At 62.0% G+C, this 24,629-nt stretch carries 26 protein-coding genes and 1 pseudogene; 18 read left to right on the top strand and 9 right to left on the bottom strand.

Translation table 11 applies throughout. The features are described 5' to 3' along the window. Positions 1–176: 176 nt before the first annotated feature. From cysK to Q8O35_RS01590, 4 genes are all read left to right on the top strand, one after another. Positions 177–1,106 carry a cysteine synthase A gene (gene cysK / locus Q8O35_RS01605; RefSeq protein ID WP_305569871.1) on the top strand — a complete coding sequence of 310 codons (930 nt, stop codon included), beginning with the start codon at positions 177–179 and terminating at the stop codon, positions 1,104–1,106. 9 nt (positions 1,107–1,115) lie between these two features. Continuing rightward, positions 1,116–2,066, top strand: coding sequence for a serine O-acetyltransferase EpsC (gene epsC, locus Q8O35_RS01600; RefSeq protein ID WP_305569869.1), 951 nt, complete (start codon positions 1,116–1,118; stop codon positions 2,064–2,066). A 128-nt stretch (positions 2,067–2,194) separates the two neighbouring features. Then, entirely contained in the window at positions 2,195–2,611 is a 417-nt protein-coding gene (locus Q8O35_RS01595) for an HIT family protein (RefSeq protein ID WP_305569867.1), read from the top strand. A gap of 26 nt (positions 2,612–2,637) precedes the next feature. Continuing rightward, positions 2,638–2,934 carry an integration host factor subunit alpha gene (locus Q8O35_RS01590; protein ID WP_305569865.1) on the top strand — a complete coding sequence of 99 codons (297 nt, stop codon included), beginning with the start codon at positions 2,638–2,640 and terminating at the stop codon, positions 2,932–2,934. Here the strand turns inward: Q8O35_RS01590 and Q8O35_RS01585 are convergent. From Q8O35_RS01585 to Q8O35_RS01570, 4 genes are all read right to left on the bottom strand, one after another. Then, positions 2,918–3,790, bottom strand: coding sequence for an SPOR domain-containing protein (locus Q8O35_RS01585; protein WP_305569863.1), 873 nt, complete (start codon positions 3,788–3,790; stop codon positions 2,918–2,920). The genes Q8O35_RS01590 and Q8O35_RS01585 overlap by 17 nt on opposite strands. 170 nt (positions 3,791–3,960) lie before the next feature. Further along, complete coding sequence (locus Q8O35_RS01580) at positions 3,961–4,425, bottom strand: LysM peptidoglycan-binding domain-containing protein (protein ID WP_305569861.1); 465 nt, start codon at positions 4,423–4,425, stop codon at positions 3,961–3,963. Positions 4,426–4,487: 62 nt separating this feature from the next. After that, on the bottom strand, positions 4,488–5,258 hold the full coding sequence (locus tag Q8O35_RS01575) for a hypothetical protein (RefSeq protein WP_305569859.1): 771 nt from the start codon (positions 5,256–5,258) through the stop codon (positions 4,488–4,490). A 3-nt stretch (positions 5,259–5,261) separates the two neighbouring features. Then, positions 5,262–7,754 carry a Lon protease family protein gene (locus Q8O35_RS01570; protein WP_305569857.1) on the bottom strand — a complete coding sequence of 831 codons (2,493 nt, stop codon included), beginning with the start codon at positions 7,752–7,754 and terminating at the stop codon, positions 5,262–5,264. Positions 7,755–8,010: 256 nt separating this feature from the next. On the opposite strand from Q8O35_RS01570, the gene Q8O35_RS01565 reads away from it, so the two are divergent. The 12 genes and pseudogenes from Q8O35_RS01565 (at position 8,011) to Q8O35_RS01510 (ending at position 17,088) form a co-directional block, all read left to right on the top strand. Beyond that, positions 8,011–8,292, top strand: a complete 282-nt coding sequence (locus Q8O35_RS01565) for an AtpZ/AtpI family protein (RefSeq protein ID WP_305569855.1) — start codon at positions 8,011–8,013, stop codon at positions 8,290–8,292. A 43-nt stretch (positions 8,293–8,335) separates the two neighbouring features. Beyond that, positions 8,336–8,779: an ATP synthase subunit I gene (locus Q8O35_RS01560; RefSeq protein WP_305569853.1), complete on the top strand. Its 444-nt coding sequence runs from the start codon at positions 8,336–8,338 to the stop codon at positions 8,777–8,779. 3 nt (positions 8,780–8,782) lie between these two features. Continuing rightward, entirely contained in the window at positions 8,783–9,469 is a 687-nt protein-coding gene (gene atpB / locus Q8O35_RS01555; RefSeq protein WP_305569851.1) for a F0F1 ATP synthase subunit A, read from the top strand. Positions 9,470–9,523: 54 nt separating this feature from the next. Further along, positions 9,524–9,853: an ATP synthase F0 subunit C gene (locus Q8O35_RS01550; protein WP_305569849.1), complete on the top strand. Its 330-nt coding sequence runs from the start codon at positions 9,524–9,526 to the stop codon at positions 9,851–9,853. Positions 9,854–9,957: 104 nt separating this feature from the next. Then, entirely contained in the window at positions 9,958–10,596 is a 639-nt protein-coding gene (locus Q8O35_RS01545; RefSeq protein WP_305569903.1) for a redox-sensing transcriptional repressor Rex, read from the top strand. Positions 10,597–10,714: 118 nt separating this feature from the next. Beyond that, positions 10,715–11,224, top strand: coding sequence for a chemotaxis protein CheD (locus Q8O35_RS01540; RefSeq protein ID WP_305569847.1), 510 nt, complete (start codon positions 10,715–10,717; stop codon positions 11,222–11,224). A gap of 1 nt (position 11,225) precedes the next feature. Next, positions 11,226–12,041, top strand: a complete 816-nt coding sequence (gene budA, locus Q8O35_RS01535; RefSeq protein ID WP_305569845.1) for an acetolactate decarboxylase — start codon at positions 11,226–11,228, stop codon at positions 12,039–12,041. Next, positions 12,038–12,997 (top strand): glycosyltransferase, encoded by a 960-nt coding sequence (locus Q8O35_RS01530; protein ID WP_305569843.1) that lies wholly within the window; start codon positions 12,038–12,040, stop codon positions 12,995–12,997. Before budA ends, Q8O35_RS01530 begins: the two co-directional genes overlap by 4 nt. Before the next feature lie 65 nt (positions 12,998–13,062). After that, on the top strand, positions 13,063–14,016 hold the full coding sequence (locus tag Q8O35_RS01525) for a hypothetical protein (RefSeq protein ID WP_305569841.1): 954 nt from the start codon (positions 13,063–13,065) through the stop codon (positions 14,014–14,016). 166 nt (positions 14,017–14,182) lie between these two features. Beyond that, positions 14,183–14,941: pseudogene (pstB, locus tag Q8O35_RS01520) on the top strand (phosphate ABC transporter ATP-binding protein PstB). A gap of 12 nt (positions 14,942–14,953) precedes the next feature. After that, positions 14,954–15,619 (top strand): phosphate signaling complex protein PhoU, encoded by a 666-nt coding sequence (phoU, locus tag Q8O35_RS01515; protein ID WP_305569839.1) that lies wholly within the window; start codon positions 14,954–14,956, stop codon positions 15,617–15,619. A 383-nt stretch (positions 15,620–16,002) separates the two neighbouring features. Then, entirely contained in the window at positions 16,003–17,088 is a 1,086-nt protein-coding gene (locus Q8O35_RS01510) for a glycerol dehydrogenase (RefSeq protein WP_305569834.1), read from the top strand. A 162-nt stretch (positions 17,089–17,250) separates the two neighbouring features. Here Q8O35_RS01510 and tyrS read toward each other — a convergent pair whose 3' ends face one another. Together tyrS and Q8O35_RS01500 are read right to left on the bottom strand one after the other, a co-directional pair. Then, complete coding sequence (gene tyrS / locus Q8O35_RS01505; protein ID WP_305569824.1) at positions 17,251–18,534, bottom strand: tyrosine--tRNA ligase; 1,284 nt, start codon at positions 18,532–18,534, stop codon at positions 17,251–17,253. A gap of 13 nt (positions 18,535–18,547) precedes the next feature. Further along, positions 18,548–19,339, bottom strand: coding sequence for a TIGR00282 family metallophosphoesterase (locus tag Q8O35_RS01500; protein ID WP_305569821.1), 792 nt, complete (start codon positions 19,337–19,339; stop codon positions 18,548–18,550). 466 nt (positions 19,340–19,805) lie between these two features. Here Q8O35_RS01500 and Q8O35_RS01495 point away from each other — a divergent pair, with 466 nt between their 5' ends. After that, positions 19,806–20,978 carry a site-specific integrase gene (locus Q8O35_RS01495; protein ID WP_305569819.1) on the top strand — a complete coding sequence of 391 codons (1,173 nt, stop codon included), beginning with the start codon at positions 19,806–19,808 and terminating at the stop codon, positions 20,976–20,978. A gap of 150 nt (positions 20,979–21,128) precedes the next feature. Here Q8O35_RS01495 and Q8O35_RS01490 read toward each other — a convergent pair whose 3' ends face one another. Further along, complete coding sequence (locus Q8O35_RS01490) at positions 21,129–22,046, bottom strand: hypothetical protein (RefSeq protein ID WP_305569817.1); 918 nt, start codon at positions 22,044–22,046, stop codon at positions 21,129–21,131. A 504-nt stretch (positions 22,047–22,550) separates the two neighbouring features. Then, complete coding sequence (locus tag Q8O35_RS01485) at positions 22,551–22,880, bottom strand: hypothetical protein (RefSeq protein WP_305569812.1); 330 nt, start codon at positions 22,878–22,880, stop codon at positions 22,551–22,553. Between Q8O35_RS01485 and Q8O35_RS01480 the strand changes: the two genes are divergently transcribed. Beyond that, a complete protein-coding gene (locus Q8O35_RS01480; protein ID WP_305569803.1) occupies positions 22,879–23,157 on the top strand; it encodes a hypothetical protein in 279 nt (92 codons plus the stop codon). The genes Q8O35_RS01485 and Q8O35_RS01480 overlap by 2 nt on opposite strands. 86 nt (positions 23,158–23,243) lie before the next feature. Here the strand turns inward: Q8O35_RS01480 and mgtA are convergent. Continuing rightward, positions 23,244–24,629: magnesium-translocating P-type ATPase (gene mgtA / locus Q8O35_RS01475; protein ID WP_305569801.1), on the bottom strand; the 1,386-nt coding region annotated here is incomplete at its 5' end.

Genomic DNA, 24,629 nt, shown 5'->3' with positions numbered 1-24,629 from the left:
CTTTCGAATCTCTCCAATCTTTTCGGGTCCTTTCCCCTTGCCCATTGATGCGGTGTGGTTACCATGAGGTTCGCTGGTTTTGGCTGAGGGCCTGAACTTCAAAGGCGATGGGGCATTTTCATCAGAGGCCCGGAGAAGCGGCCCGAATTTTTTTCGCCACGCGAAAGGAGCACGCAATGCGCATCGCACAATCCATGGCCGAGCTCATCGGCGGCACGCCCCTGGTGCGCCTGAACAAATTGTCGCAGGGCTTGTCGGCCATGCTGCTGGCCAAGCTGGAATCGTGCAATCCCGGCGGGTCCGTGAAGGACCGCATCGGCGCGAGCATGATTGAGACCGCCCTGGCCGAAGGCCGCATCACCGCGGGCAGCCTCATCGTGGAGCCCACCAGCGGCAACACGGGCATCGGCTTGGCCCTGATCTGCGCCATAAAGGGCATGAAGCTGGTGCTGACCATGCCGGAGAGCATGAGCGTGGAGCGCCGCAAACTGCTGGCGGGCTATGGCGCGCATCTGGTGCTTACACCTGCTGCCGAGGGCATGAAGGGCGCCATCAAGAAGGCCGAGGAACTCGTTGCGGCCACGCCTGGGGCCTACATGCCCATGCAGTTCGAGAACCCGGCCAACCCTGCGGTGCACCGAGCAACCACGGCCCTGGAAATCTGGACCGACACGGACGGCGGCGTGGACTGCTTTGTGGCGGGAGTGGGAACGGGCGGCACCATCACCGGTGTGGGCCAGGTGCTGAAGGAAAAGAAGCCCGGTGTGCGCATCGTGGCCGTGGAGCCCGCAGACTCCCCCGTGCTTTCCGGCGGCAAGGCCGGGCCGCACAAGATTCAGGGTATCGGCGCGGGGTTCGTGCCCGGCATTTTGGACACCAAGATTTACGACGAGATCATTCCGGTGGGCGCGGAGGACGCCTTCGCCACTGCTCGGCGCATGATGCGCGAAGAGGGCATAAGCTGCGGCATCTCTTCCGGGGCCAACGCCTTTGCGGCCATGCAGGTGGCGGCCAGGCCGGAGATGGCGGGCAAGGTCATCGTGTTCATCGTGTGCGACACCGGGGAGCGCTACTTGTCCACCCCGCTATTCGCGGATGCGGAGTAGGGTGCGGCCATGATTGATGAACTCATACTTCCGGCGAACCTGGACAGGGACGAGGTTCTGGCGGAAACAGTGGCCAGGCTGTGCGCTCCCACGGCTTGCGAATCTGCCTGCCACCACATCTCCCGCGACCAGCCCATGCCCTCGCTGGACGCTCTGGCAGAGGTGATGGATCTGCTGCGCGCCGTGCTGTTTCCGGGATTTTTCGGCCCTTCGGACGTGAGCGGCCGCACCATGTCGTTCTACACGGGCAGCGCCCTTGACCGCGTGGTGAAGCTGTTGGCCGAGCAGATCAATCGCGGCTATTGCTTCGTGTGCGCCAAGGACAACCGCCAGCCCTGCACCGACTGCGAGTCGCGCTCCGAGGCCGTGGCGCTGGAGTTCGTAAAGCGCCTGCCCAGGGTGCGCGAGCTGCTATCATCAGACGTGCTGGCAGCCTATGACGGCGACCCCGCAGCCAAGAGCCCGGGCGAGACCATCTTCTGCTACCCCAGCATCAAGGCGTTGACCAACCACCGCATCGCTCACCAGCTGCACCACCTGGGAGTGGACATCATCCCGCGCATCATCGGAGAGATGGCGCACTCTGACACGGGCATCGACATTCATCCGGGCGCGCACATCGGCCCGCGCTTCTTCATCGACCACGGCACCGGCACGGTCATCGGCGAGACCTGCATCATCGGCCAGAACGTTCGTCTGTACCAGGGCGTAACCCTTGGGGCCAAGAGCTTCCCGAAAGAGGACTCGAGCAGCCGCCTGGTCAAGGGCCTTGCCCGGCACCCCATTGTAGAGGACGACGTGACCATCTACGCCGGTGCCACCATCCTGGGCCGGGTGACCATCGGCCAGGGCGCGGTCATCGGCGGCAACGTTTGGGTGACGGGAGACGTGGCCCCTGGCGCCCGCATTGTTCAGGCGCGGGCGGCAGAGCAGTTCTTCATCAGCGGCGGGGGAATTTAAGGCAGCGCGCGGTGTTTGAAGGGTGTAAACGATAATTGTTGCAGAGTCGGTCGGAAAACTCTTGAATTCCTCGGAATAGCCCTGTAATGATTGTGCACAGTTGGGTCGTTTAAAATCTGGAGCACGCTGTGAATCAGGACTGTATCTTTTGCAAGATCATCGGCGGACAGATTCCTGCGGCCAAAATTTACGACCGGGGCGGGGTCTACGCCTTTTTAGACATCGCCCCCGTGAACAAGGGACATGCCCTTGTGGTGCCTAAATCGCATCACGAAACCTTGTTCGACCTGCCGGAAGATCTGGGGCGCGAGGTTCTCGTCGCGCTTAAAGTGGTGGGGCAGGCGGTCATGACCGCCACCGGTGCCTCCGGGCTCAACGTGGGCATGAACAATTTCGAGTCCGCAGGCCAGTTGGTGCATCACGCCCATTTTCATCTCATCCCGCGGCACGCCGGGGACGGGCTGACGCTCTGGACGCAGCATGCGTATGAAAGTGTCGAAGACATGCAGAAGTTGGCGCAGGCCATACGGTCGGCCATCGGCTGAATAAACGGGAACCCCACGGAGGTTTCATGAGCGGTCAAACCCTGACCAAAGCGCACATCGTCGATGCCATCTACAAGAAGACGGACCGCAACCGCGCGGAGATCAAGGATCTGGTCGAGGCCACCCTTGATCTGATGAAGCAGGCCATCAAGAAGGACCACGCCATGCTTGTGAGCGGGTTTGGCAAATTCGAGGCCTATGACAAGAACTCCCGCCGGGGCCGCAACCCCCAGACCAACGAGAGCATCACCCTGCCGCCGCGCAAGGTGGTGGTGTTCCGCTTGTCGCGGAAGTTCCGGGCCGAGCTTAATCCGCTGGAATAAACGCCTGCGGCCAGTCGGTCTTCAGTTCCTCCAGGGCCTTGCGCGCTGCCGCAGGGTCCTGGAAGGGACCGGCCTGCACGCGGTGATACACCGCTTGCCCCTGCTCAACGCGCACCACGCGCGCCTCTGAATAGCCCTTCTCCTTCAGCCGGGCCAGCGCCGCTTCGGCGTTTTTTTCCGTGCCGAACGAGGCGATCTGCACCACCGGAGTCTTTGACACCGTCGCCACCGCCTGGTCGATGGTCGCCTGGGCTGCCTCTGCCTTCACTGTTGCTTCCGCTTGCGCCGCTGCGCTGGATTCCGGCTTGGGCGCTTCCTTCAGTACGACCGTCGTGGCAGCCTTGACCGCGTCCTTGGCTTGCTCAGCCTTGACCTCTGGCGCGGCTTCAGCCTTGGCCTCAGCTTTTGCCTCGGCCTTTGGCTCGACAGGCTTGGCTGCGGCTGCGGGGTGGGCCTCTGCCGCCATTTCCGCCGCCTTCACTTCAGGGTGTGCAGCGACAGCGGCAGTCGGCTCCACCTGCGGGGACAGGGCGGCCTCGGCCTTAGGGGCCGCCGGCTTTGCTGCTGCGGGGGCGTCTGCCGCCGGGGCAGCGTCAACGGTTTTTGTTTCAGGGGCAGAAATTTGCGCCACCACAACATCGGCTTTGGCTGCGGCAACGGGCTGCGCGGCCTCGGCAACGGGCTGTGGAGCGTCGGCCTGCTGTGCGGCCCTGCGCACCGCGCCGCGCACCATGGCCTCAGTGCGCACTTCGGGCGGGTCTGAGGGGATGGGCTTGCGTGGCGAGCAGGCTGGCAGCAGCATGAGGGCAGCGAGGGCCACGAGATGCGTGCGGGAGAACAGGCGAGGTCCGTTCATGGGAGCCTCCTGAAGTTGGCGGGTGACAGGCGATGGAGCCTAAACTTTGTCTAGAGTAAAGCAGGCCGCAGCGGAATGCAAGAGCCTGTTTTTGGTAGCTTGAGCGCAAAAGAAAAGGGCGTCCGATCTTTCGATCAGACGCCCATCCTTAGCCGAGTGTCCTTTTGGGACTAGAAGCCGTAGCCCAGAGCCTCGCGGATGTCCGCAGGCAGGTTGGCCTTGCTCTCAGGAGCGGCCTTCTTCTTGGACTTGCCAGCCTTCACGCGGGCGGCCTTCACGTCGTCCAGGGCGAACGTGCGGGGGATCTCGAACGTCTGACCGGGGTAGATCAGATTGGCGTTCTTGATCTTGGCGCGGTTGGCCTTGTAGATCATGGGCCACATGAAGGGGTCGTTGTAGATCTGCTTGAATTCAGAGATCCACCACAGGCAATTGCCCTTCACAACGGTGTAAGACGTGGGCAGTTTGGCGTAATCGGCCTCGAAGATCTGGCGCGGGGACATGGGCGCCGGGGCAACTTCGCGGGTTTCGGCAACCGGCGCAGGCGCGGGGGCCGGCGCGGGCTCAACCTTCTTGGAACAGCCAAGGGCGAAAACGACACAACAGGCAACAGTCAGCAGCATGAGCTTTTTCATAGTTAACTCCCTCCTCCGTATGGGACCTAAAGAATATTCCTGGGAACCAGACACTGTCAAGCTTAACCCACCATTCTTTGCGTCCAGTTGTCGAGAATTTTTTTCTCCTGGAGCACCACCCTATCCGCAGGATTGATGGCGAGGGCACCTTGCACCGCAAGCGCCGCTTCGTCAACCCATCCGCCGAGCCTTAAACTCTGTGCGGCCAGGACAAACATGCGTTCGGGCTGATCGCCGTACACCGTGGAAATGAGGTGCGCGTAGTCAGATCCGAACACCTCACGCACGAGAGCGTTCTGCGAGAACAGGTAGCGGGCCAGGAGCGCATTTTCTTTGTGCCGGGCCAGATAGATGGGCAGCAGCCTGCGGCACTGGCTCATGATGAAGCGGATGCGGTCGATTTCACGGCGCATGCTCTCTTCGGTTTGCCGCAGCACCTGGAAGAGCTCCTCCACGACCACGCGTTCGTCCTCGGGCAGGTCGCGTCCGCGCAGGGCCAGGAACCACGGCGCATAGGTGAGGGCCTGGTAGGCGTCCTCTTTCAGCTTGATGGTCTCGTGGAAGATGTAGCCCAGGCCCCAGTCCAGAAACTGTCCGGTGAGCGGCGTTTCCGGGTCGTTGCGGAACACGTGGTGCGCCGTGTCCTTCATGCGCCACAACAAGCCCTTGTCCATCTCCTGGCCGATGAGGTCGCGCAGGATGGTGAAGGCCACAGCGCCCTCGCGGTCAAAGGACCCGAACTGCTGCTCCAGCGCCTTGCTGGACATGCAGAAGTTGCGGAACATGTCGCGGACGAACTCGGGCAGCTTGGCCCTTATCCAGGCTTTGGACACGGCTTAGCCCCTTTTGCTGCGCGGTTTTTCGGCTTGGGCAGCCAGCCTGGTCAACTCGGCCATGCGCGCGTCGACCATGCTGTACAGCGAGCCCGGGGTGTATCGGCCGTCTTTTCTGCGGGTTCCGGCGGGCAGGCCTGTCAAAAGCGTCATGGCCTGCTCGATGGTGGCCACAGGGTAGAGGTGGAACTGTCCTTCGCGCACAGCCTCCACGACCTCGTCCTTCAAAAGCAGGTGCACGGCGTTGTCCGCCGGGAAGAGCACGCCTTGGCGTCCCGTGAGCCCGCGCCTGCGGCAGACCTCGAAGAAGCCTTCAACTTTGCGGCTCACGCCGCCCACGGCCATGATGGCGCCGCTTTGGCTCACCGCGCCGGTGAAGGCGAGGGAGAGGTCGATGGGCGCGCCGGACAGGGCCGACAAGAGCGCCGCCAGCTCCGCCCCGGAGGCGGAGTCGCCCTCGACCCCGGCGTAGTTCTGCTCGAAGCACAGGCTGCCCGTGAGCACGAGCGGCTTGTCTTGGGCGAAGAGGCGCACCAGGTAGCTCTTGATGATCATCATGCCCTTGGTGTGGATGGGGCCGCCCAGCTGGGCCTCGCGCTCAAGGTCGAGGATGCCGCCGTGGCCCACGCCCACGGTGCAGGAGATCTGGTGCGGCAGGCCGAACTCGTAGTCGCCGAAGAGCGTGACCGAGAGCCCGTTGGCCCGGCCCACGGCGGAGCCGCCGGTGGCCACCTTGATGATCTCGCGGTCGTAGTCGGTCATGAACTCTTCTTCGAAGAGGTTGGCCCGGAAGTCGTGGTCGGCCACGGCGCGGTTCAGGTCGCGCAGCTCCACAAGATCGCGGCTGTCCATGCGCGCCAGGGCAGCGGCCTCGATCATGCGCCCCCGCACCTGGGTGAAGGAGAGCGTCAAGAGCTTCTGGTCCTCGGCCAGGCGGCTGGCATGGTCCACAAGTCCGGCCAGGGCGTCGCGCGAAAAAGGCGGCAGCCCGGCCTGATCGATGATGCCCACCAGGGCCGACAGGTAGTGCCGCACGCTGGCTGCGTTGCGGGCCACGGTGCCCTGCAGGTGGGCCTTGAGTTTGAAGTGTTTGCGGAACCGGTCGTCGTTGGTCAACAGGGCCTCGTAGGCTTCGTCCGTGCCCACAAGGATGATCTTGAGGTTCAGAGGAATGGGCTCGGGCTCAATGGTGCGGGTGCGCGCCTGTTCAGCATCGCCCGGATCCTCCATGCGGAGCTTGCCCAGGCGCAGGCCGCGCAGCAGTCCCTCCCAGGACCCCTGGTTGCCCATGAGGTCTTCGATGTTGACGATGAGGAACCCGCCGTTGGCGCGGTGCGCGCTGCCTGCGCGCACCAGGGTGAAGTCCGTGTAGAACGCGCCGAGCTCGCTCTCCCGCTCGATGCTGCCCAGGAGGTTGAAGGCCGTGGGATGGTCCTCCACGATGACCGGCGCTCCGCCGTGTTCACGGGCAGTCTTGCTGTTGTCAACGAAGAGGTTGACCTCATGGCGATAGTTGGCGTCGTCCGGCGCCGGGGCCAGGCCGTGGCCGTCTGCGTGCGCGTGCCCCTGAGCCGCGAGGCCTGCGCCGCCGCCCGCCTTGTCCGCCGCGTCGCGGGGCAGGTAGGCTTCTACGTTGTCCAGGATGTCCTTCTCAACCGCGGCCATGTGGTCCACCAGACGCTGCACGCCCGCAAACTCCTTGCGCAGGGGCTTGAGCCTCAGGGTCAGGGCCTCCTTGGCGATCTCGCGGTGCAGCTTCACCTCGCCCTGGCGGAAGCCCTGCTCGCTCAACGAGAGCTTGCGCAGAAATCCGCTGATTTCCGAGAGCAGGCGCTCGCCCTTGGTCTTAAGCATCTTGCGCCGAGCCGGGGCCAGGCGTCCGTATTCCTCGTCGGCCATGACCTTGCCGCCCACCAGCGGCATGATGGTCAGGCCGCCGGTGTCGTCCATGTCCAGGGCGAAGCCCTTTTCACGGGCCATGATTTCCATTTTATTGTAAATGCTGTCGCGCTTGGCGGAGAAGCGCTTGAACAGCGTCTCGTGCTTGCGGCGATAGGCGTCCTGGTCGAAACTGGCGGAGATGGTCTGACGCACATCGGTGAGGGCCTTGGCCAGGCCGGTCTTGTAGGCGCGGCCCTGCCCTGCAGTGAGGGAGATGGCGAAAGGCCGGTCCTCGTCCTCGAAATTGTGCAGATATATCCAGTCGCAGGGCGTGGGGCGCTTGGCGGCCTCCGGCAGCAGGAACTGGCGCACGAAGTGCGTGCGGCCCTGGCCGGGTTCTCCGGCCACAAAGACGTTGTACTCCAGCCCGGGGATCATGAGGGCCATGCGCAGCGCCTGCATGGCGCGCGGTTGGAACACGCCCTGGCCGTTCTTTTTGGGCACCTTGCGGCTGTCTTCATAGGGCAGGGTGGCCGGGTCGAGCCGGTTTCTGAGCTTTTCAGGCGGCAAGGGCTTGGCCGCGCGCTCGAGAATCGGTTGGGATTTTTTCGTCATGCTCCGTCCGTGCTGAGGGTTGTGAATACGGTCCGCGTCGTCGCGCCGGTCCTTATATCTGTACTGTCTTCCTGTGTGATTGTCACTACAGGCCAGGAGGTGACGCGCGGTTGGCCACAGATGGAAAAGTTGAAAAATGCATGGCCCAGACGGAGAACCGCATTGACGGACCAGGGGGCTTGTGCTAGCTACTTCTCCTTGTGAAGAAATGAACGTCCCGGCCAATGGTCGACCTGGGGACCGTTCGAGGTATATCATGCTCTTTTCCAATCAGGGCAAGCCTTCCGGCGCTATGGAGATTCTGTCCACGGCTGGGACCATCGGTCTCCAGTTGGTGACAGCCACTTTTGTCGGGCTGGCCATGGGGTATTTTCTTGATGAGTGGTTAGGAACATCCCCTTGGCTTCTGATCGTATTTCTCCTGCTGGGCATTGTTGCCGGTTTTCGTGACGTGTTTCTGGAGGCCAGACGCATTCAGAGGCGGTCCGAGGGAGACCATGGCGCAGAATCCGGCCCAAGGGGTTCTGATCCGAAATAGTCCCGGCGCTGGCGCAAGCCAGTGTGGGGGTTTATGAGGCTTCATGCTGCAAGTGCTTGTTAAGAGGATTGACGCCATGCTGTACCGCCGCGGCTTTGCCGTGACGGATGCTCGCAGGCTGATGCGCAACCAGATGCTTTTGGCTGCCGGTGGGTCGGCGGTTGCGTGTCTTGCGACGGGGTTCTCAGGTTGGGGGTTCTCGTTCGCAGCAGGCGCGCTCATCATCAGCATCAACTTCTGGTGGCTCTCCAAGGCCGCCCAGGAGTTGGTCCAGGTGAAGCAGGGCGCCACGTTCACGCTTTTGACGCTCTTTTATGGAAGGTTGTTGTTGACTGCTGTCTCCATTGCCGGGCTTGTGGCCTGGGCTGGGGCTTCAGTTTACGGGCTTTTGGCCGGACTCTCCACCGTGGTGCTTAATGCAGCGCTGTGGGGTGTCCTTCAGATCAGGCACAAAGTCCCCACTGTGGGGAAGGGGAAGGAGGCATAGAACATGGCTGCAGGACTTCCGCATCCGCTGACCTATTCGGTCATCATTGACGAAAAGCTGGGACTGGGATTGCCGCCGCACGTGTACTACATGTGGATGGCCATGATTATTCTTCTGACCTGCGCGCTGATGCTGCGCGGTCGCCTCCAGCTGGTCCCCGGCGGGATGCAGAATGTGTTCGAGACGGCCATCGGCGGTCTTGAGGACTTCACGGTCGCCAACCTTGGCGAGGAAGGGCGCAGGGTGTTTCCCTTCCTGTGCTCCATGTTCATCTTCATTCTGGTGATGAACTACATCGGTCTTATTCCTGGTTGCGACGCCGCCACCGCAAACGTGAACACCAACGCAGCCATGGCGCTGTGCGTGTTTCTCTACTATAACTACATCGGCATCAAGAAATGGGGTTTCGGCTACATCAAGCACTTCATGGGCCCCATGCCCGCGCTGGCTCCGCTGATGCTGGTTCTGGAGACGGTCAGTCACATTGCCCGCCCCCTCTCTCTCACTCTCCGTCTTTTCGGCAACATCCGCGGCGAGGAAATCGTCCTGGTGCTGCTCTTCGTGCTCGCTCCGGTGCTCGGCACCCTGCCCATGTACTTCCTGTTCATCCTGGGCAAGACCATTCAGGCCTTCATCTTCTTCATGCTTACCATGATTTACCTGAAGGGTTCTTTGGAGCACGCTCACTAAACTTGGGGAAATGGTCGTTCGACCACAACATCATACCTTTAGGAGTACATTGATATGCGCAAGTCTCTTCTGATGACTCTGGCCATGGTTCTGTTCGCTTCCGCCGCTTTCGCCGCTGACGGCGCCGCCGCCGCTGGCACCGCCGCCGTGGGCCCCGTGGCCGCTTGGGCCACCGCCATTGGCATGGGCATCGCTGCCGGCCTCTGCGGTATCGGTCAGGGCCTGGGCCTGAAGGCCGCCTGCGAAGGCACCGCCCGCAACCCCGAAGCCGGTGGCAAAATCACCGTCACCCTGATCCTGGGCCTGGCCTTCATCGAGTCCCTGGCCATTTACGCCCTGGTCGTCAACCTGATCCTGCTCTTCGTGAAGCCCCTGGGCGCCTAGTTTCCAAGGTTTTTTTCGGAATCAAGGAGGCCGCATGGCCTCCTTTTTTCCGAGGATTCTGTTATTAATTTCACAAACATGACGTCCAGCCGTCTGGAATGGCCGTGAAGAGCGAGCATATCCCCAAGGCCACCATCGCCCGACTGGCAACCTATATCCAGGTTCTGTCGGAGTTCAAACGCGAGGGAACAGACGTTGTCTCTTCCGAACGCCTTGCTGAAGCCTGTTCTGTTAACTCCTCGCAAATCCGCAAAGACCTCGCTTACTTTGGCGAATTTGGCGTGCGCGGCGTGGGCTATTATGTCCAGGACCTCATCACGTCCATCAAGCGCTCCCTCGGCATCGACCGTGCCTGGAACTGCGCCCTTGTGGGCGTGGGCAACTTGGGGCGCGCGCTGCTGCGCCACCGCGAGTTTTCCCGCAAGGGTTTCATTATTCGAGGCGCTTTTGACTGCGATCCCTATAAGATCGGCGAAGTGGTGGAGGGCATGGAGATTGTCTGTTCGCGCCAATTGCCGGCCAAGGTCAAGGAGCTGAGCTTGGAGATAGGCGTCATCACCACGCCGCCGGAGCGCGCGCAGCGCGCTGCCAACTATCTTATCGGCGCTGGCATCAAGGGCATCATCAATTTCGCCCCAGCGCGCATTGCCGTGCCCAAGCACATCCATCTTGAATACGTCGATTTCTTCCACTGCTTCTATGCTGCCGCCTTCCATATCCGCTTTGCCGACACCAATGATTAGCCAGACCAAGCTGTTCCGATAGTAGTTCTCCTTCGTCGAATCAGTTGACTTGGCCCGCCGTTGGGACGATGATGCTGAGTGATGACAGCTATTGGCACGCATTCTGGAGCAACACCCCGTGCAGGATCTTGATCAGTATCCCAAGGTATTCTTGCAGACGGGCGACTGCTTCCTCGGAGTACGCCCCACCCTCGTCTCCACCGTTCTCGGCTCCTGCGTGGCGGTTACCATGTGCGACCCCAGTCGGGGCATAGGCGCCATTTGCCACGCATTCCTGCCCGATAGCGTCAGCTTCCAGAACTCCAACCGTGAACCTCAGGTTTGTCGCTTCGTCGATACGGCCCTGGAGAACATGTTCACGTCCATGCTCAAATTGAAAATCCCCTCGGACAACATAGTTATCAAGGTTTTCGGCGGTGCGTCCGGACTCATGGGCGGCGTTGAGCGCACCAACCTGTACGATATTGGGGGCCGCAACGTGCGCGCCGTGCGCCAGTGGCTCATGGTCCACGGCATGCCCATCGCCAAATCTCAGGTAGGCGGCAACCAAGGCCGCAAACTGCATTTTCTTACGCACACAGGGGACGTTTGGGTGAAACTTCTGAACCGCACCGGCGGGGAGAGCTGACATGCATGGGTCCGCGCGAATCATTGCTTCTCTTCTTCTGGCTCTGTTCTTGTGCTCCACTGCCACCGCAGCCGAGAGCTCTCGGCAGGTCCAACCAGTAAAACCTGCTTCCCTGGTTCAGGTGGGCGTCATCGATGCTCTGCTGGCCGGTGGGTATGAAGGTTCGCTCTCTCTTAAGGAACTGCGCGGCCTGGGCGATTTCGGCCTGGGCACCTTCGACGCTCTGGATGGAGAACTGGTGCTGCTGGATGGCGTGGTCTATCAGGTGCCTGCAAGCGGTCATGTGGCCAGGCCTTCCGATTCCACGACCACTCCCTTTGCGCAGGCGACGCGCTTGACCACCGCCAAGAACTTGTCCCTTTCGGCGGGCCTGGACCTCAAGGCCGTAGAGGCCAGCCTCGACGCCACCTTGGGCGACGTCAATTGTTTTGCCGCAGCGCGCATCGATGGGCGGTTCGCCACCCTGACCGCTCGAAGCGTGCCGCGCCAGGCCCCGCCTTATCGTCCGCTGACCGAAGTGGCCAAGGAGCAGTCCGTGTTCCCCTTCACGGGCGTCGAGGGCACCCTTGTGGGGCTTCGGGGTCCGGCATTTGTTCGTGGTCTGGGCGTCCCCGGCTGGCACTGGCATTTCCTCACCAAGGACCGCACCCGCGGCGGGCACGTGCTTGCCTTTGTGCTGGCGCCGGAAGGCACGGCCCAGGCGCGGCTTCAGACTCTGCGCCGACTTGAACTCATTCTCCCCAACGCCGGCCTTTCCGGCATGGACCTGGCACGCGACCGCACCAAGGAACTGCACGCCGTGGAGGCTGGCCAGTGAACATCTTGATGATGGCGGTCAATGATCCCGCAGGCACCGGCATCGGGTTCTGCAGGGCCGTGAACCGGCTTGGCCGCCACACGTGCCGCATGGTCACCCTTGAGACCCGCTACACCCATTCCTGGCCCAAGGATCTGCACGTGCCCGACCTGGACCAGGACGGTTTGGCCGAGTTGGAGCGCCTGCTCAAGACCAGCGACGTGTTTCATTTCCACATGACAGCCGACGAGCACCTGCGCCTGGGACCGTTTTCGCCAAAGGACTACCTGCCCGGCAAGGCTATTGTGCATCACGAGCATGGCCACCACGACTTTCGCAGCAACCCTGAATTGTTTCGGGAGAAGTACCGCAGCCTGGGCCGGAAGAGCCTGCTGGTGAGCACCCCGGACCTCAAGCGCATGATGCCCGAGGCGCGCTGGCAGCCGAACCTGGTGCATCAGGATGCGCCAACATTGCGCCCGGTCAAGCGCGTTTGGACAGGCCCGCTTCGGCTTGCGCATTCGCCCACGCGCAAGGACCTTAAGAACACGGATGAACTGCTGGCCGTGGTGGGAGGCCTGCGCGCCGAGGGGCTTGGCCTTGAGCTGGACCTCATCGATAACGTGCCGCACGGCGAGTGCCTGGAGCGCAAAGGCGCGTGCCATGCGCTTTTCGACCACATGCAGGGATATTACGGCGTGAGCAGCCTGGAGGGCTTGAGCCAGGGCCTGGCGGTCGTCGCCGGGTTGGACGACTGGAACCTGGCCCACGTGGCTGAGTTCGCCGGAGTGCCTCAGGCTGAGCTGCCTTGGCTGCTGGCCCATGATGCGCAGGGTCTGGACCTCTGCCTGCGAGCGCTGGCCGCGGATTTGGACCATTGCCGCGCAGTGGGCGAGGCCTCGCGCCGGTTTGTGGAGCGCTCCTGGTCCGAGGCCAAGGTGGCAGGCCAGCTTTGTGATTTTTGGGATACCCTGTAGCCGGGCTTTGCTCCTGACTGCAATTGGTGTAGGGTGTTTGAAAATATGGTCGGGAGCTGGCAATTATGAATGCTTTGAGTTGGTTGCGTGAATGCGTCCGGGCCTTGCCCCTGGTCGGGATTATCGCCTTGGGCGCTGGTCCGGCTTGGGCTGCGGAGTATGAAGTGCGCATGCCGGTGGAGAAGACCGCTCGTATCGCGCCACTTGGAGATGCTCCAGAGTCCAAGCCAGCCGCCAAGCCCGAAGCCAAGCCAGAGGTGTCCAAGGCTGCTCCGAAAACAGCCCTTGGTCGCGCGGCAGAAGCCGCAGCCCAGGCCGCAGTTCCTGCCAAGGTCAATTCACCTGCGCCGACGGCGACGGCCTCCGTCCCCAAGGCCGCCAAGCCGGTGACGGCGACCCAGGCCAAGAAGAACGTAAAGCCTGTGGACGCAGGCTCTCATGCGCTTTCCGCAGACCCCGACGCCGCTGGCGAGCCATTGGTCACTCATATTCCGAGCGGCCCGCCGATTCCTGTGATTGTTCCCGGCACCCCTGCTCCCGCCCCCATCCCTGTCGCTGTCCCGGCAAAGGCTCCCAAGCCTGCGCCTGTTGTGGTGGTGGACCCCAAGGCGCGCATCATGCCCCCGGCTCCGGTCGGAACGCCTGTATCCACGCCCCTGCCGGGCGACGGGCAGTGGGTGGGCGATGTGGATGTTGAGTTCAGGGCCGACAGCATTGTCCTGCGCGCTGTCACTAATGGCGCCGTGGAGCGCGTCACCTGGTTCAATCTGGCCGATCCTGGCGCCCCGCGCAAGCTGGCCGTCGATTTGCGCGGACCCTGGCGCAAGAAGGGCGGGGCTGTGGTGCGTTTCGACACCGGGCCTGTGAAGAATGTTGTTGTGGGCGAGCATTCGGACCGGTTGCGTCTGGCCGTGGAGTTCCGCGACGGCGCCGTTGCTCCGGTGCTGGAGCCGAAGCTGGAGACTGGCCCCAAGGGCGTCAGCCTGACCATTCCCCTGGCGGTGCGTCTGGCGCCATAGCTGCGCGCCGTCGTTTCCGCTTTTTCCTGCGATACCGGACAGCCTCGTCACAGAATCGTCACAAGGCCGTGTCCCAGACGTCGCTTCCGGTGCGTAGATGTCCTCTTGCAGCACGCCGAAGGCCGCAAACCCTGCGGACCCCCGGCGGCAAGCCACGGAGACGCACATGCCAGACATCAAGGTTACCTCGCAATCACTCGACTTTTATTATGGGGCGTTTCAGGCCCTGCACCAGGTGAGCCTGGACTTCGAGAAGCACCAGGTGACGGCGCTCATCGGTCCGTCCGGGTGCGGCAAAAGCACCTTCCTGCGCTGTATCAACCGCATGAACGACCTCATTCCAGGCACTCGCGTCACAGGGCTGCTGGCCCTGGACGGCGAGGACATCCACGCTTCCGGCGTCGACGTGGTTGCGCTCAGGCGGCGCATCGGCATGGTGTTTCAGAAGCCCAACCCTTTCCCCAAGACCATCTATTAGAACGTGGCCTACGGCCTGCGCGTCAATGGCGTGGGCGACAAACGCGTTCTGGATGAGGGGGTGGAGTCCTCCCTGCGCGGGGCGGCCCTGTGGGACGAGGTGAAGGACAGGCTTGAGACGTCCGCCCTGGGACTTTCCGGCGGTCAGCAGCAGCGCCTGTGCATCGCGCGCGCCCTGGCCGTGCGGCCAGAAGTGCTGCTCATGGATGAGCCCGCTAGCGCCCTTGATCCCATCGCCACCCAGAAGATCGAGGACCTGATCCACGAGCTCAAAAGCGACCTGACCATCATCATCGTCACCCACAGCATGCAGCAGGCCGCCCGCGTTTCGGATCGCACGGCCTTTTTCTACCTGGGCAAGCTCATTGAGGAAGGTGACACGCGAACCATCTTCACCAAGCCGCGCAACCGCCAAACCGAAGACTACATCACTGGCCGCTTCGGCTAGAAAGGGAACAACATGCAGCAACGCAGCCATTTTACGCAGAAACTCGGCGAACTGCGCATGCAGCTCATCCGCATGGCCGCCCTGTCTGAACAGGCCGTGAACAACGCCTGCCGCGCCTACCTTGAAAACGACACAGACTTGGCCGAAAGCGTGGTCATGAACGATGTGGCCATCAACGACCTGGAAGACGCCATCGACGCCTTCAATCTGGAGCTTCTTGCCCTGGACCAGCCCATGGCCTGCGACCTGCGGTTCATCATCGGGTCCATGCGCGTCACCGTGAATTTGGAGCGGGTGGGCGATGAGGCTGTGAACATGGCGCATCGCACGCTGTTTTTGTCCACGCGGCAGATCCTGCCAGAAAATCCGCGCATGGCGCAGCTTTGCGCCCACGTGCAGGACATGCTTGCGAAGGCCGTGCGCGCGCTGGTGGATGAGGACGCGGTCCTTGCGGGAGACATCTGCGCCATGGACCACCGCGCCGATGAGCTGTCGCTCAAGGTGCTGAAGGAGGCCATCAACAACATGGTGGACGAGACGCGCATTGTTGAGCGCGGCGTGCATGTCATCATGGCCTCAAGGCACTTGGAGCGCATTGGCGACCTGGCGACAAACATCGCCGAGGCCGTGATCTTCATCAAGGAAGGCACCAACGTGAAGCACCGTTGCAAGGGGTAGCGCAGGGATCAGTTACAGACCACAGCCGGGCCGCATTGCCGCAGCCCTGATGCGCAGCGCGTAGACACAAAGAAAAGCCCTGGAAGACTCCAGGGCTTTTTGTTTTGCGCCCCCGGGATGTTGCTCTGCGCCAACAGGTCGCATGAGGTCTGGGCAATTGCATGAATGGTCGCAGTCCTTGGCTCCTTGACTCATTGGCGAGACTGAGACAGGGAAATACATCAGGAAGTTGATTGATTTTTGGTGTTTTATTCCCTCGCCGTCCGCGGCGAGCCATATGGCGCGTTCGGCAGCGTGAGACTTTTCCGCAGCGGGAGCATTGCCCCGCGCGAGGGCATCCTGCGGTCAAATACTGTGTCTGCTTCGACAAGGGGAGAGTGCCTATGCTCATGACATCAATTTTCCCAGGCCGCTATGTTCAGGGCGCAGGAGCGCTGGCTCTGCTCCCAGAGGAAGCAGCTCGGCTGGGGACCAAGGCTTTGGCTGTGGTTTCCGGGGCTGCACGTCCTGTAGTGGAAAGGGCTCTGGCCGGACAGGCGCTGGTGGAGTTCACCCTGGAGCCGTTTGGCGGCGAGTGTAGCGATGAAGAGATTGAGCGCTTGGTTGCACGAACCAAGCAGGTCCAGGCTGATGTAGTCATCGGCATCGGCGGCGGAAAGACCCTGGATACGGTGAAAGCTGTCGGTCATTTTCTGAAGCTGCCGGTTGTTGTGGTGCCCAGCATCGCTTCCACCGATGCGCCTTGCAGCGCCTTGTCAGTGATTTACACGCCTGAAGGAGCCTTCAGCAGGTATCTGGTCTTGCCGCGCAACCCGGATGTTGTGCTTGTGGACAGCGAGATGGTGGCCAACGCCCCGGTCCGGTTTCTGGTTTCGGGCATGGGCGACGCCTTGTCCACCTGGTTCGAGGCGGATGATTGCCGTGTGAGCCAGGCCAGCAACATGACCGGGCGGGCAGGCTCGATGACGGCTTTCGGGCTGGCGCGCTTGTGCTTCGATACGCTCATGGCCGATGGCATAGCCGCAAAAAATGCCTGTGAAAGCAAAACCGTCACCCCAGCGTTGGAGCGCGTCATCGAGGCGAACACCTTGTTGAGCGGGCTTGGTTTTGAAAGCGGCGGTTTGTCCGGGGCCCACGCCATCCACAACGGGCTCACTCTGTTGCCTGAGACCCACAAGTGCTGGCACGGGGAAAAGGTCGCCATGGGCACTTTGGCGCTGCTGCAGTTGACCAGGCGCACGGGCGAAATGATTTCAGTGGTCTACGACTTTTGCCAAGCCGTTGGGCTGCCCATCTGCCTCGCCGACATCGGTCTTGCGAACCCGACGGATGAGCAACTGATGGCGGTGGCGCGTCAGGCATGCGCCCCCGGCGAGACGATCCATAACATCAAGGGTGGTGTGACCCCAGAGGACGTGTTTGCGGCGATCAAGGCCGCAGACGCGGAGGGGCGGCGCAGGAAGGGCTGAGCGACGTTGCGCCGTTGAAGGCGGTGAATCTGGTCTGGTTGTTCACGCGAGACAGTCGGAGCGTCGAGAGCGCAGATGTTGCGCCTTTGGAACCGGAAAGCAAAAACCTGTCCGGCGGCAGAACCTTCATTGAGAAGCGCTCTCCCGCCGGACAGTTGTCTTTTAGCCCAGCCGCACGAGCCCGTAGTTCTTCTTGCCCTTGCGCAGCACGGCAAAAGCGCCCTGGGTGGCGTTGACCTCGCCCAGAAAGTCGTCCTGGGTGAGGGCGCGGGCTTCGGTGATCTTGTCGCCATTCACTGAGATGGCTCCGGCCTGGATGTCCTTGCGCGCCTGGCCCTTGGACGGGCACAGGCCAAGGTCGACGAGTATCTGGGCCAGGTCGGGCAGGGCGTCGAACTGGTATTCGCGCGCAGGCGCGGACTCCAGCGCGGCGGCCAGGGTGCCGTGGTCCAGGCTCTTGAGGTCGCCCTTGCCGAAGAGCGCCTCGGTGGCGGCAAGCACCTTGGCCAGTTCCTCCTCGCCGTGGACCATGATGGTGGTGGCGGCGGCCAGCGCCTTCTGGGCGGCGCGCTCCTGCGGTGCGCGGGCTACCTCGGCGGCCAGCGCCTCGATCTCCTCCAGCGAGAGGAAGGTGTAATACTTCAGGAACCGCACCACGTCGGCGTCCTCGGTGTTGATCCAGAACTGGTAGAAGGCGTACGGGCTGGTGTGGGAGGCGCTCATGAAGATTGCGCCCTTTTCGCTTTTGCCAAACTTCTTGCCCGAGGCCGTGGTGATGAGCGGGAAGGTGAGGGCGAAGGCGTCGCCCGCCGCCTTTTTACGGATGAGCTCGGTGCCTGCGGTGATGTTGCCCCACTGGTCGCCGCCGCCGATCTGCAACCGGCAGCCATACTCCTTGCAAAGATGGTAGAAGTCGTAACCCTGCAGGATCATGTAGCTGAACTCGGTGTAAGAGATGCCCACCTCGTCGCGCTCGATGCGGCCCTTGACCGAGTCTTTGCCCAGCATCCAGTTGACGGTGTAGTACTTGCCCACGTCGCGCAGCAGCTCGATGGCGCTCATGTTCTTGACCCAGTCGTAGTTGTTCACCACCGTGGGCTTCTGGCCGGTATTACGCTCAACAAAGGCCTCGATCTGGGCCTTGATGTGGGCCACGCGGCCATTGACGGCGTCCTGGTTGGACAGCTCGCGTTCCTTGTCCTTGCCCGAGGGGTCGCCGATGAGGCCGGTGGCGCCGCCCAGCAGGAACAAGGGCTTGTGCCCGGCGCGCATCATGCGCACCAGGGAAAGCAGCGGCACTAGGTTGCCGATGTGCAGGCTCTCGGCAGTGGGATCGAAGCCGCAGTACATGGCCTGGCCCGGGGCATCAAGGTACTTGCGCACGCCTTCGGTGTCGGAAACTTGGTGGACCAGGCCGCGCCAGGACAGTTCGTCGAAAATATTCATCATCGCTCCATTTCTAGTCTGCATCAAAACGCCAGGCCGCAATGCTTTGCGCCTGGCCGCTTGTGTCGTCGATGTCGAGAAGGGCTCCGCAGAGTGCCACGGGGCCGTCAGCCACTTCAAACCGTTCCGGCGCCGCAGTCAAGAACTTCCGCAGGATCGGGGCCACGTTCATGCCCAGGCAGGAATCAATCGGGCCGCTCATGCCCAAATCTGTGATGAAGGCTGTGCCCTGCTTGAGCAGGCGGGCGTCTGCCGTCTGCACATGGGTGTGGGTGCCCAGCACAGCGGACACGCGGCCATCCAAGTGCCAGCCCAGGGCGGCCTTTTCGCTGGTGGCCTCGGCGTGGAAGTCCACCAGGCGGATCTTCACGTCAGGGGCTTCTGTGTCCACCTGGGTCAGAAGCGCATCGGCCACCCGGAAAGGGCAGTCCACTGGCGGCATGAAGGTGCGGCCAAGGAGGTTCAGCACTGCAACAGGGGGCAGGCCCTCTTTGCGCAGCACGAACATTCCCTGGCCAGGCAGGCCGGGAGGGTAGTTGGCCGGACGGATGAGCCTGGACTCGCGCCCCATGTATGAGGGCATATCCTTGAATTTCCAAATGTGATTGCCGCTGGTGAGGACGTCGAGCCCGGCGTTCAGGAGTTCTTTGGCCCCTTCCGCCGAAAGCCCAAGCCCGCCCGAGGCGTTCTCGGCGTTGGCCAGAATGAGGTCTGCGCCCACATCCGCCCGGATGCTGGCCAGGTGTTTCTTCACAGCGGTGCGGCCGGGCCGGCCCACGATGTCGCCCAGAAAGAGGATTCGCATGCCCGGAAGCTTACCCGAGGGTGGGCGTCGGGGCAAGGACGGAGGGAGGCAAGGGGGGCTGCCCCTTGACCCCGCCAGAGGGCATGCGCCCTCTGGACTCCCTGTGGCGCGTCAACTTCTGAGATGCTCTCTGCATCTCAGAAGTTGATGCGCAGGGTCAGCACGACTCTGGTTCAGCTATCCGCCGCAGTTGAAAGGGCTGATTTCCGGGCGGATGCCCGGAAATCAGCCCTTTCAACTGCCTTGAGGGGGACCGGGGGGAATCATTCCCCCCGGAGCACTCGGCCTCCATGCCCATGCCTTCAGCCGGATACTAAAAATAACCTGTGAAATTAACGGCAAATATTAAACTGGCGACGGTGTAAAATCCCGCTTGACGCCATCAAAACCAACCTTATACTGTCTCTCGTGTCCCGCTGGTGTCCCTGCGCCTGTGGACGGTCGCCAGCAAAAATGGAGGTGCGAGATGGCTATCTTGGTCGTATGCGCGTGCAAAACAGTCTATAGCCAAACCAAACGCATTTGTCCAAACTGCGGCAAGCCGAAAAAAGACCGCGGGGTACGCTACCAAGTCGTTGTTCGGGAAGGCGGCCGCGGGACACGCAAGCATACGCGCTACGCTGACACCCTTGCCGAGGCCAAGGAAGCTGACCAGCAAATTCGCAACCAGCTCGGCAGCAACATCAACCCTGCGGCCGCGCGTAAAGGCATCACTGTGGGCGAGATATTCCGGCGCTACATAGCGCTTGCGCAACACCCTAACGCGGTCGAGCACAAGCGGAGCTGGAAGAAGGACGAGCAGCGTTGGCGCGACTACCTCGCCGCCGCATTCGACAACAGGCGCGTAGACGCCATTTCCCGCCAAGATGTCCTGGACTTTCTTACGGCCCTCGAAAAGCGGCAGTCCCGCGTCGGCAAGCCTCTTGCCCCGGCCACTCGTAGACACGCTCTACACTTGCTGCAACGGCTCTACAACTGGGCAAAAAGACAAAAGATATACACCGGATATAACCCGACGGCACAAGTGACTGTCACCGTCGTAAACGATGTCGGTCGTGTGCTGAAACAGGATGAAGTCCAGGCATTTCTAACCGCGCTGGCCTCGTTATTGGCAGAAGGGCGTCCGCTTGTTGACAGGATGTCCGCCCTGGGGCTGCAGTTCGCGCTGCTAACTGGCCGTCGGCTTGGCGAGTTTTGCACTCTGCGGCGGGACAAAGTGAACTGGGAAGACGAGGAAGCTACGTTTTGGGACGAAAAAAACAACACATGGTTGACCGTCCCAGTTAGTTCAGAGGCTTTGGCGATCATTCAGCAAGCGGAACTGATCGGCCTCAGCGATGCGCCACTTGTTTTTCACCGCGAGAATGGAAAGGGCATATACAATCAGATGGAATATCGTTGGGAAAAGCTTCGGGATACCATAGGGCTAGCGGGATTCCGCATCCACGACTTCCGGCACACATTCGCGACGTGGACCAAGCGCAAGGTGGGGCTGCTCGCTTCGATGGGCCTGACGGGACACACGACGATTACGAATGCGAGGCGCTACGATCACACGGAAGCTGATGTCATGCGAGGCGCCCTGGCGGCTGTGGCGGAGCGGGCTGGACTCAAGGCCAAGAATGGCACTGGGGACTGACGGCCTGACTTCCTTTGTTTTTCTCGATTCCTTCTTTCCTTCCTTTCCTTGTTTCCTGGCGGTGCCAAGGCCCCCAAAAGTAAGCCGCCGGGCATGATGCCCGGCGGCGACACTTCGGCAGCGCCCTGTTCGGGCGTCGCAATTTCCCTGTTATCGCACCGTCAACGACGCGTCGGCCTCACCGTCCGTGGTCATGAACAGATGCCGAAGGCCTGGGTCGTCGTTCGAAACGAGAACGCCGGAACGATTGCGACCGTTGCGCCAGCGCGGCCAGCCGGCAGCGTGCCAAAGGGAGCAGTTGTGCCACCATTCGCCCAGGTCTTCGACGGGTTTCGCCTGCGCGGCTTCGCGGATAAGTTCGGCCGTGAGCGGCACCTGCTGGCGCGGCTTGAACTGCCGAGCCATGAGAGCAGCCGAACGCATGTTCTCGCCCGTGGGTGCTTCGGGTTCCCATGTTTCGCCCCACGCCATTCTGTTGCGGACGATGACCTTGGCGGCCAGTTCGAGTGGATATCTTGCGGCGAAAAGCACGCCAGGACGGCGCGCGAAGGACAGGACGAGCGAACCACTGGGCCGTGCGAAGTCCCCTTGCGGCCAGAGGTGCCCGATCTGCCGGAAGGGCGGCATGACAAAGTCCGCCGCCGAGATCAGCATGCCGCAAATGGGGCGCAGCATGGCGGTGATGTCGCCATTCGGCGATGGCCACGCGCCGATGAGCTCGACTGCGTCCCGCGACCCGAGCGAGACGAACTGGTATGGTGAGCCGGTGGCGTCGAGGGAGAATGCGGCAAGCGGCAGCGCTTCGAGTTCCTGCCCGACCCGACCCGCTCCACCCAGGGTTTCTGCGTAGATGACGAGCCGGCGCTGCAGGGAGAGCACGTCTCGTACTGCCGTGCGATGCACGCAACCTTGCGGATCGAGGCAGCCGACCAGATACAAGCCGCTCGTTTCCTCGGTGACCAACAGTTGCCGCGTGATGACGGAGCGGCAAGGCCTGCCGGTCCGCCGAGACAGACAGGGCAAAACGATTGCCTGGGCCAGCGTGATGATCGTGAGGCGTCGGATCATGGTCCCTCCGGGTTGGAGTTAAAAGGGATCATGATCTCCCAGAAATTATCCTGGAAGTCTAGCCCCGTAGATCCGATATTCGAGAACTTCGAGTCATTGAATTTCTTTGTCGTTTTCCAGCTTGGCCCAAAAAGGATGAATATTCTTCGCGGCTGCAGCACACTGTGCCGGCAGCCTAGCGAATTGGAACCGCTTCTTGCGGTTCCCCGTTCCTTCGTTTCCTTGGTTCCTCGTTTCCTTCGGCTTGACCATCGCTACCGGCAGGATAGCACGAGCACGGCGGGCGGCAAGGCGACCCCATGCGGGGGCGGCTACGCCGCGCCTTGCCCCACGCCGCTCGCTCGTGCAGTTCCTCGCTTGTGGGCGACGGTCGAAGATGCCTGCCTCCGGCGGGGGCTCGGGTCTTAGATGATGGGGGGCATGCGTAGAGCTGGCAGGATATCCGAGCGCTAAACCTCTCTCTGGCGGGGGCTATGTCGCAGGGAGGCAATCGCGCGTGGCGACCTAGCTCACCCCTAATGCAACTATGCGCAACATGCTTAAAATGATCACTTTTTCCTGGGCTCTCCCTCCGCTTTGTGCTATGACTGAATTCCCAACAAGCACAAAAACAAGGAGAGGTAAAATGGAAGGAATCATCGTATGCGGAGCCATCATCGCCGCCATCATGTTCTTTCGGAACCAAGCCGAGGGCACCGAGGCGGGGGCTTTCGCAGCCGTCCGCAATGACTCGGACGAAAGCATGGCCAGTGCTGCCTGGACCAGCAGCAGCTTGCCGCTGCTTGAGCATTCGTCGATTTCCAGCGACGACGAATGGCCGACGTCCAGCAGCATGTCGTGCATAAGCTCGGAGGAACCCTATCAGTTTCTTTCGGATAGCCCTGGGTCGGACTGGTGGACGGACCCGGCTTACGCGAGTCTTCCGGGCAACATCTACCACGATACACTCATGGACCCAACGTACACCGACGACATCACGTCCAGCTTCGACGACAGCTTCTCCAGTTCGTCAGGCTACGATGACTCGCTCTCATCGAGTAGTTTCGACGACAGTTGTTCAAGTAGCAGCTTCGACGACTCGTTTTCGTCCAGCAGCAGCTTCGACGACTAACCGACAGATACTCATGCCGTAGCGAGACGGCGCAGCAAAAAGGGGGGCCGCGAGGCCCCCTTTCTCATTTTCATGTTTGGCTTGTCTTACTCAATTCCAAACCGCTTCACCAGCCAGAGCTTCACGGTCTGGGTCAGGGCCGCGTAGCAGAACAGCATCCCGAGCAACAGCGGCCAGTAGGCGGCGGGCAGGCCGACCAGCCCGAGTTGCGCGGCCAGTGGCGAGAAGGGTAGCCACAGCCCGATGAGGCACACCAGCCCCGTGGTCAGCATGAGCGGTAGGCTGGCCCGGCTCTGGAGGAACGGGATCTTGTTGGTGCGGATGATGTGGACGATCATGGTCTGCGACAGCAGGGACTCCACGAACCAACCGGTCTGGAACAGGGCCGGGGAATCCCAGGCGTTGAAGACATACAGCATCATGAAGTACGTGCCGTAGTCGAAGATGGAGCTGATCGGCCCCACGCAGAGGATGAACTTCTTGATGCTCTCGATGCCCCAGCGCTTGGGCTTGGACACGAAGTCGTCGTCCACGTTGTCCGTGGGGATGGCTGTCTGCGAGAAGTCGTACAGCAGGTTGTTCACGAGGATCTGGAGCGGCAGCATGGGCAGGAAGGGCAGGAAGGCGCTGGCACCCAGCACGCTGAACATGTTGCCGAAGTTGGAGCTGGCCCCCATCTTGATGTACTTGGTGATGTTGTTGAAGACCTTGCGGCCCTCGATGACGCCTTCCTCCAGCACCAGCAGGCTCTTCTCCAGCAGGATGATGTCGGCGGACTCCTTGGCGATGTCCACGGCGGTGTCCACGGAGATGCCCACGTCGGCGGCGCGCAGGGCCGGGGCGTCGTTGATGCCGTCGCCCAGGAAGCCCACCACGTGGCCGTTCTGGCGCAGGGCAGCGACGAGGCGCTGCTTCTGGGCAGGCTCCAGCTTGGCGAAGACTGTGGCCTTCTCGGCCAGGACGGACAGCTCCTGGTCCGAGAGCCGTTCCAACTCCTCGCCCAGGACGATGCGGTCCCCATAGTCCAGGCCCACCGCGCGGCAGGTTCTGGCCGTGACGATGTTGTTGTCCCCAGTGAGAATCTTGACCCCGACGCCATGCTTGGCCAGGGCCGCGATGGCCTGGGCCGCAGTCTCCTTCGGCGGGTCGAGGAAGGCGAGGTACCCGGCCAGGGTCAGGCCGGTCTCGTCGGCGCTGCCGAAATCGCGGCGGGAGCCGTCCACGGCCTTGTAGCCAAGGGCCACCACGCGGAAGCCGTCCTCGTTTAACTCGCGCACAACGTCCACCATGCGCTCCCGGAAGGTCTCGTCCAGGGGGATGATCTGGCCGTGGGACAGGCAGGTGTCGCAGCTTGCGAAGACCTCTTCCACGGCACCCTTGCAGATGAGGAGGGTGGCGTCGGCCTCGGTGTCGTGGACCACGACGCTCATGCGCCTGCGGACGAAGTCGAACGGCACCTCGTCCACCTTCTC

The sequence above is a fragment of the Humidesulfovibrio sp. genome (genome assembly GCF_030689645.1).
Classification (GTDB): Bacteria; Desulfobacterota; Desulfovibrionia; order Desulfovibrionales; family Desulfovibrionaceae; genus Humidesulfovibrio.
The sequence above is the reverse complement of the archived record's forward strand: the minus strand, read 5'-3'. Positions and strand labels throughout refer to the sequence as shown.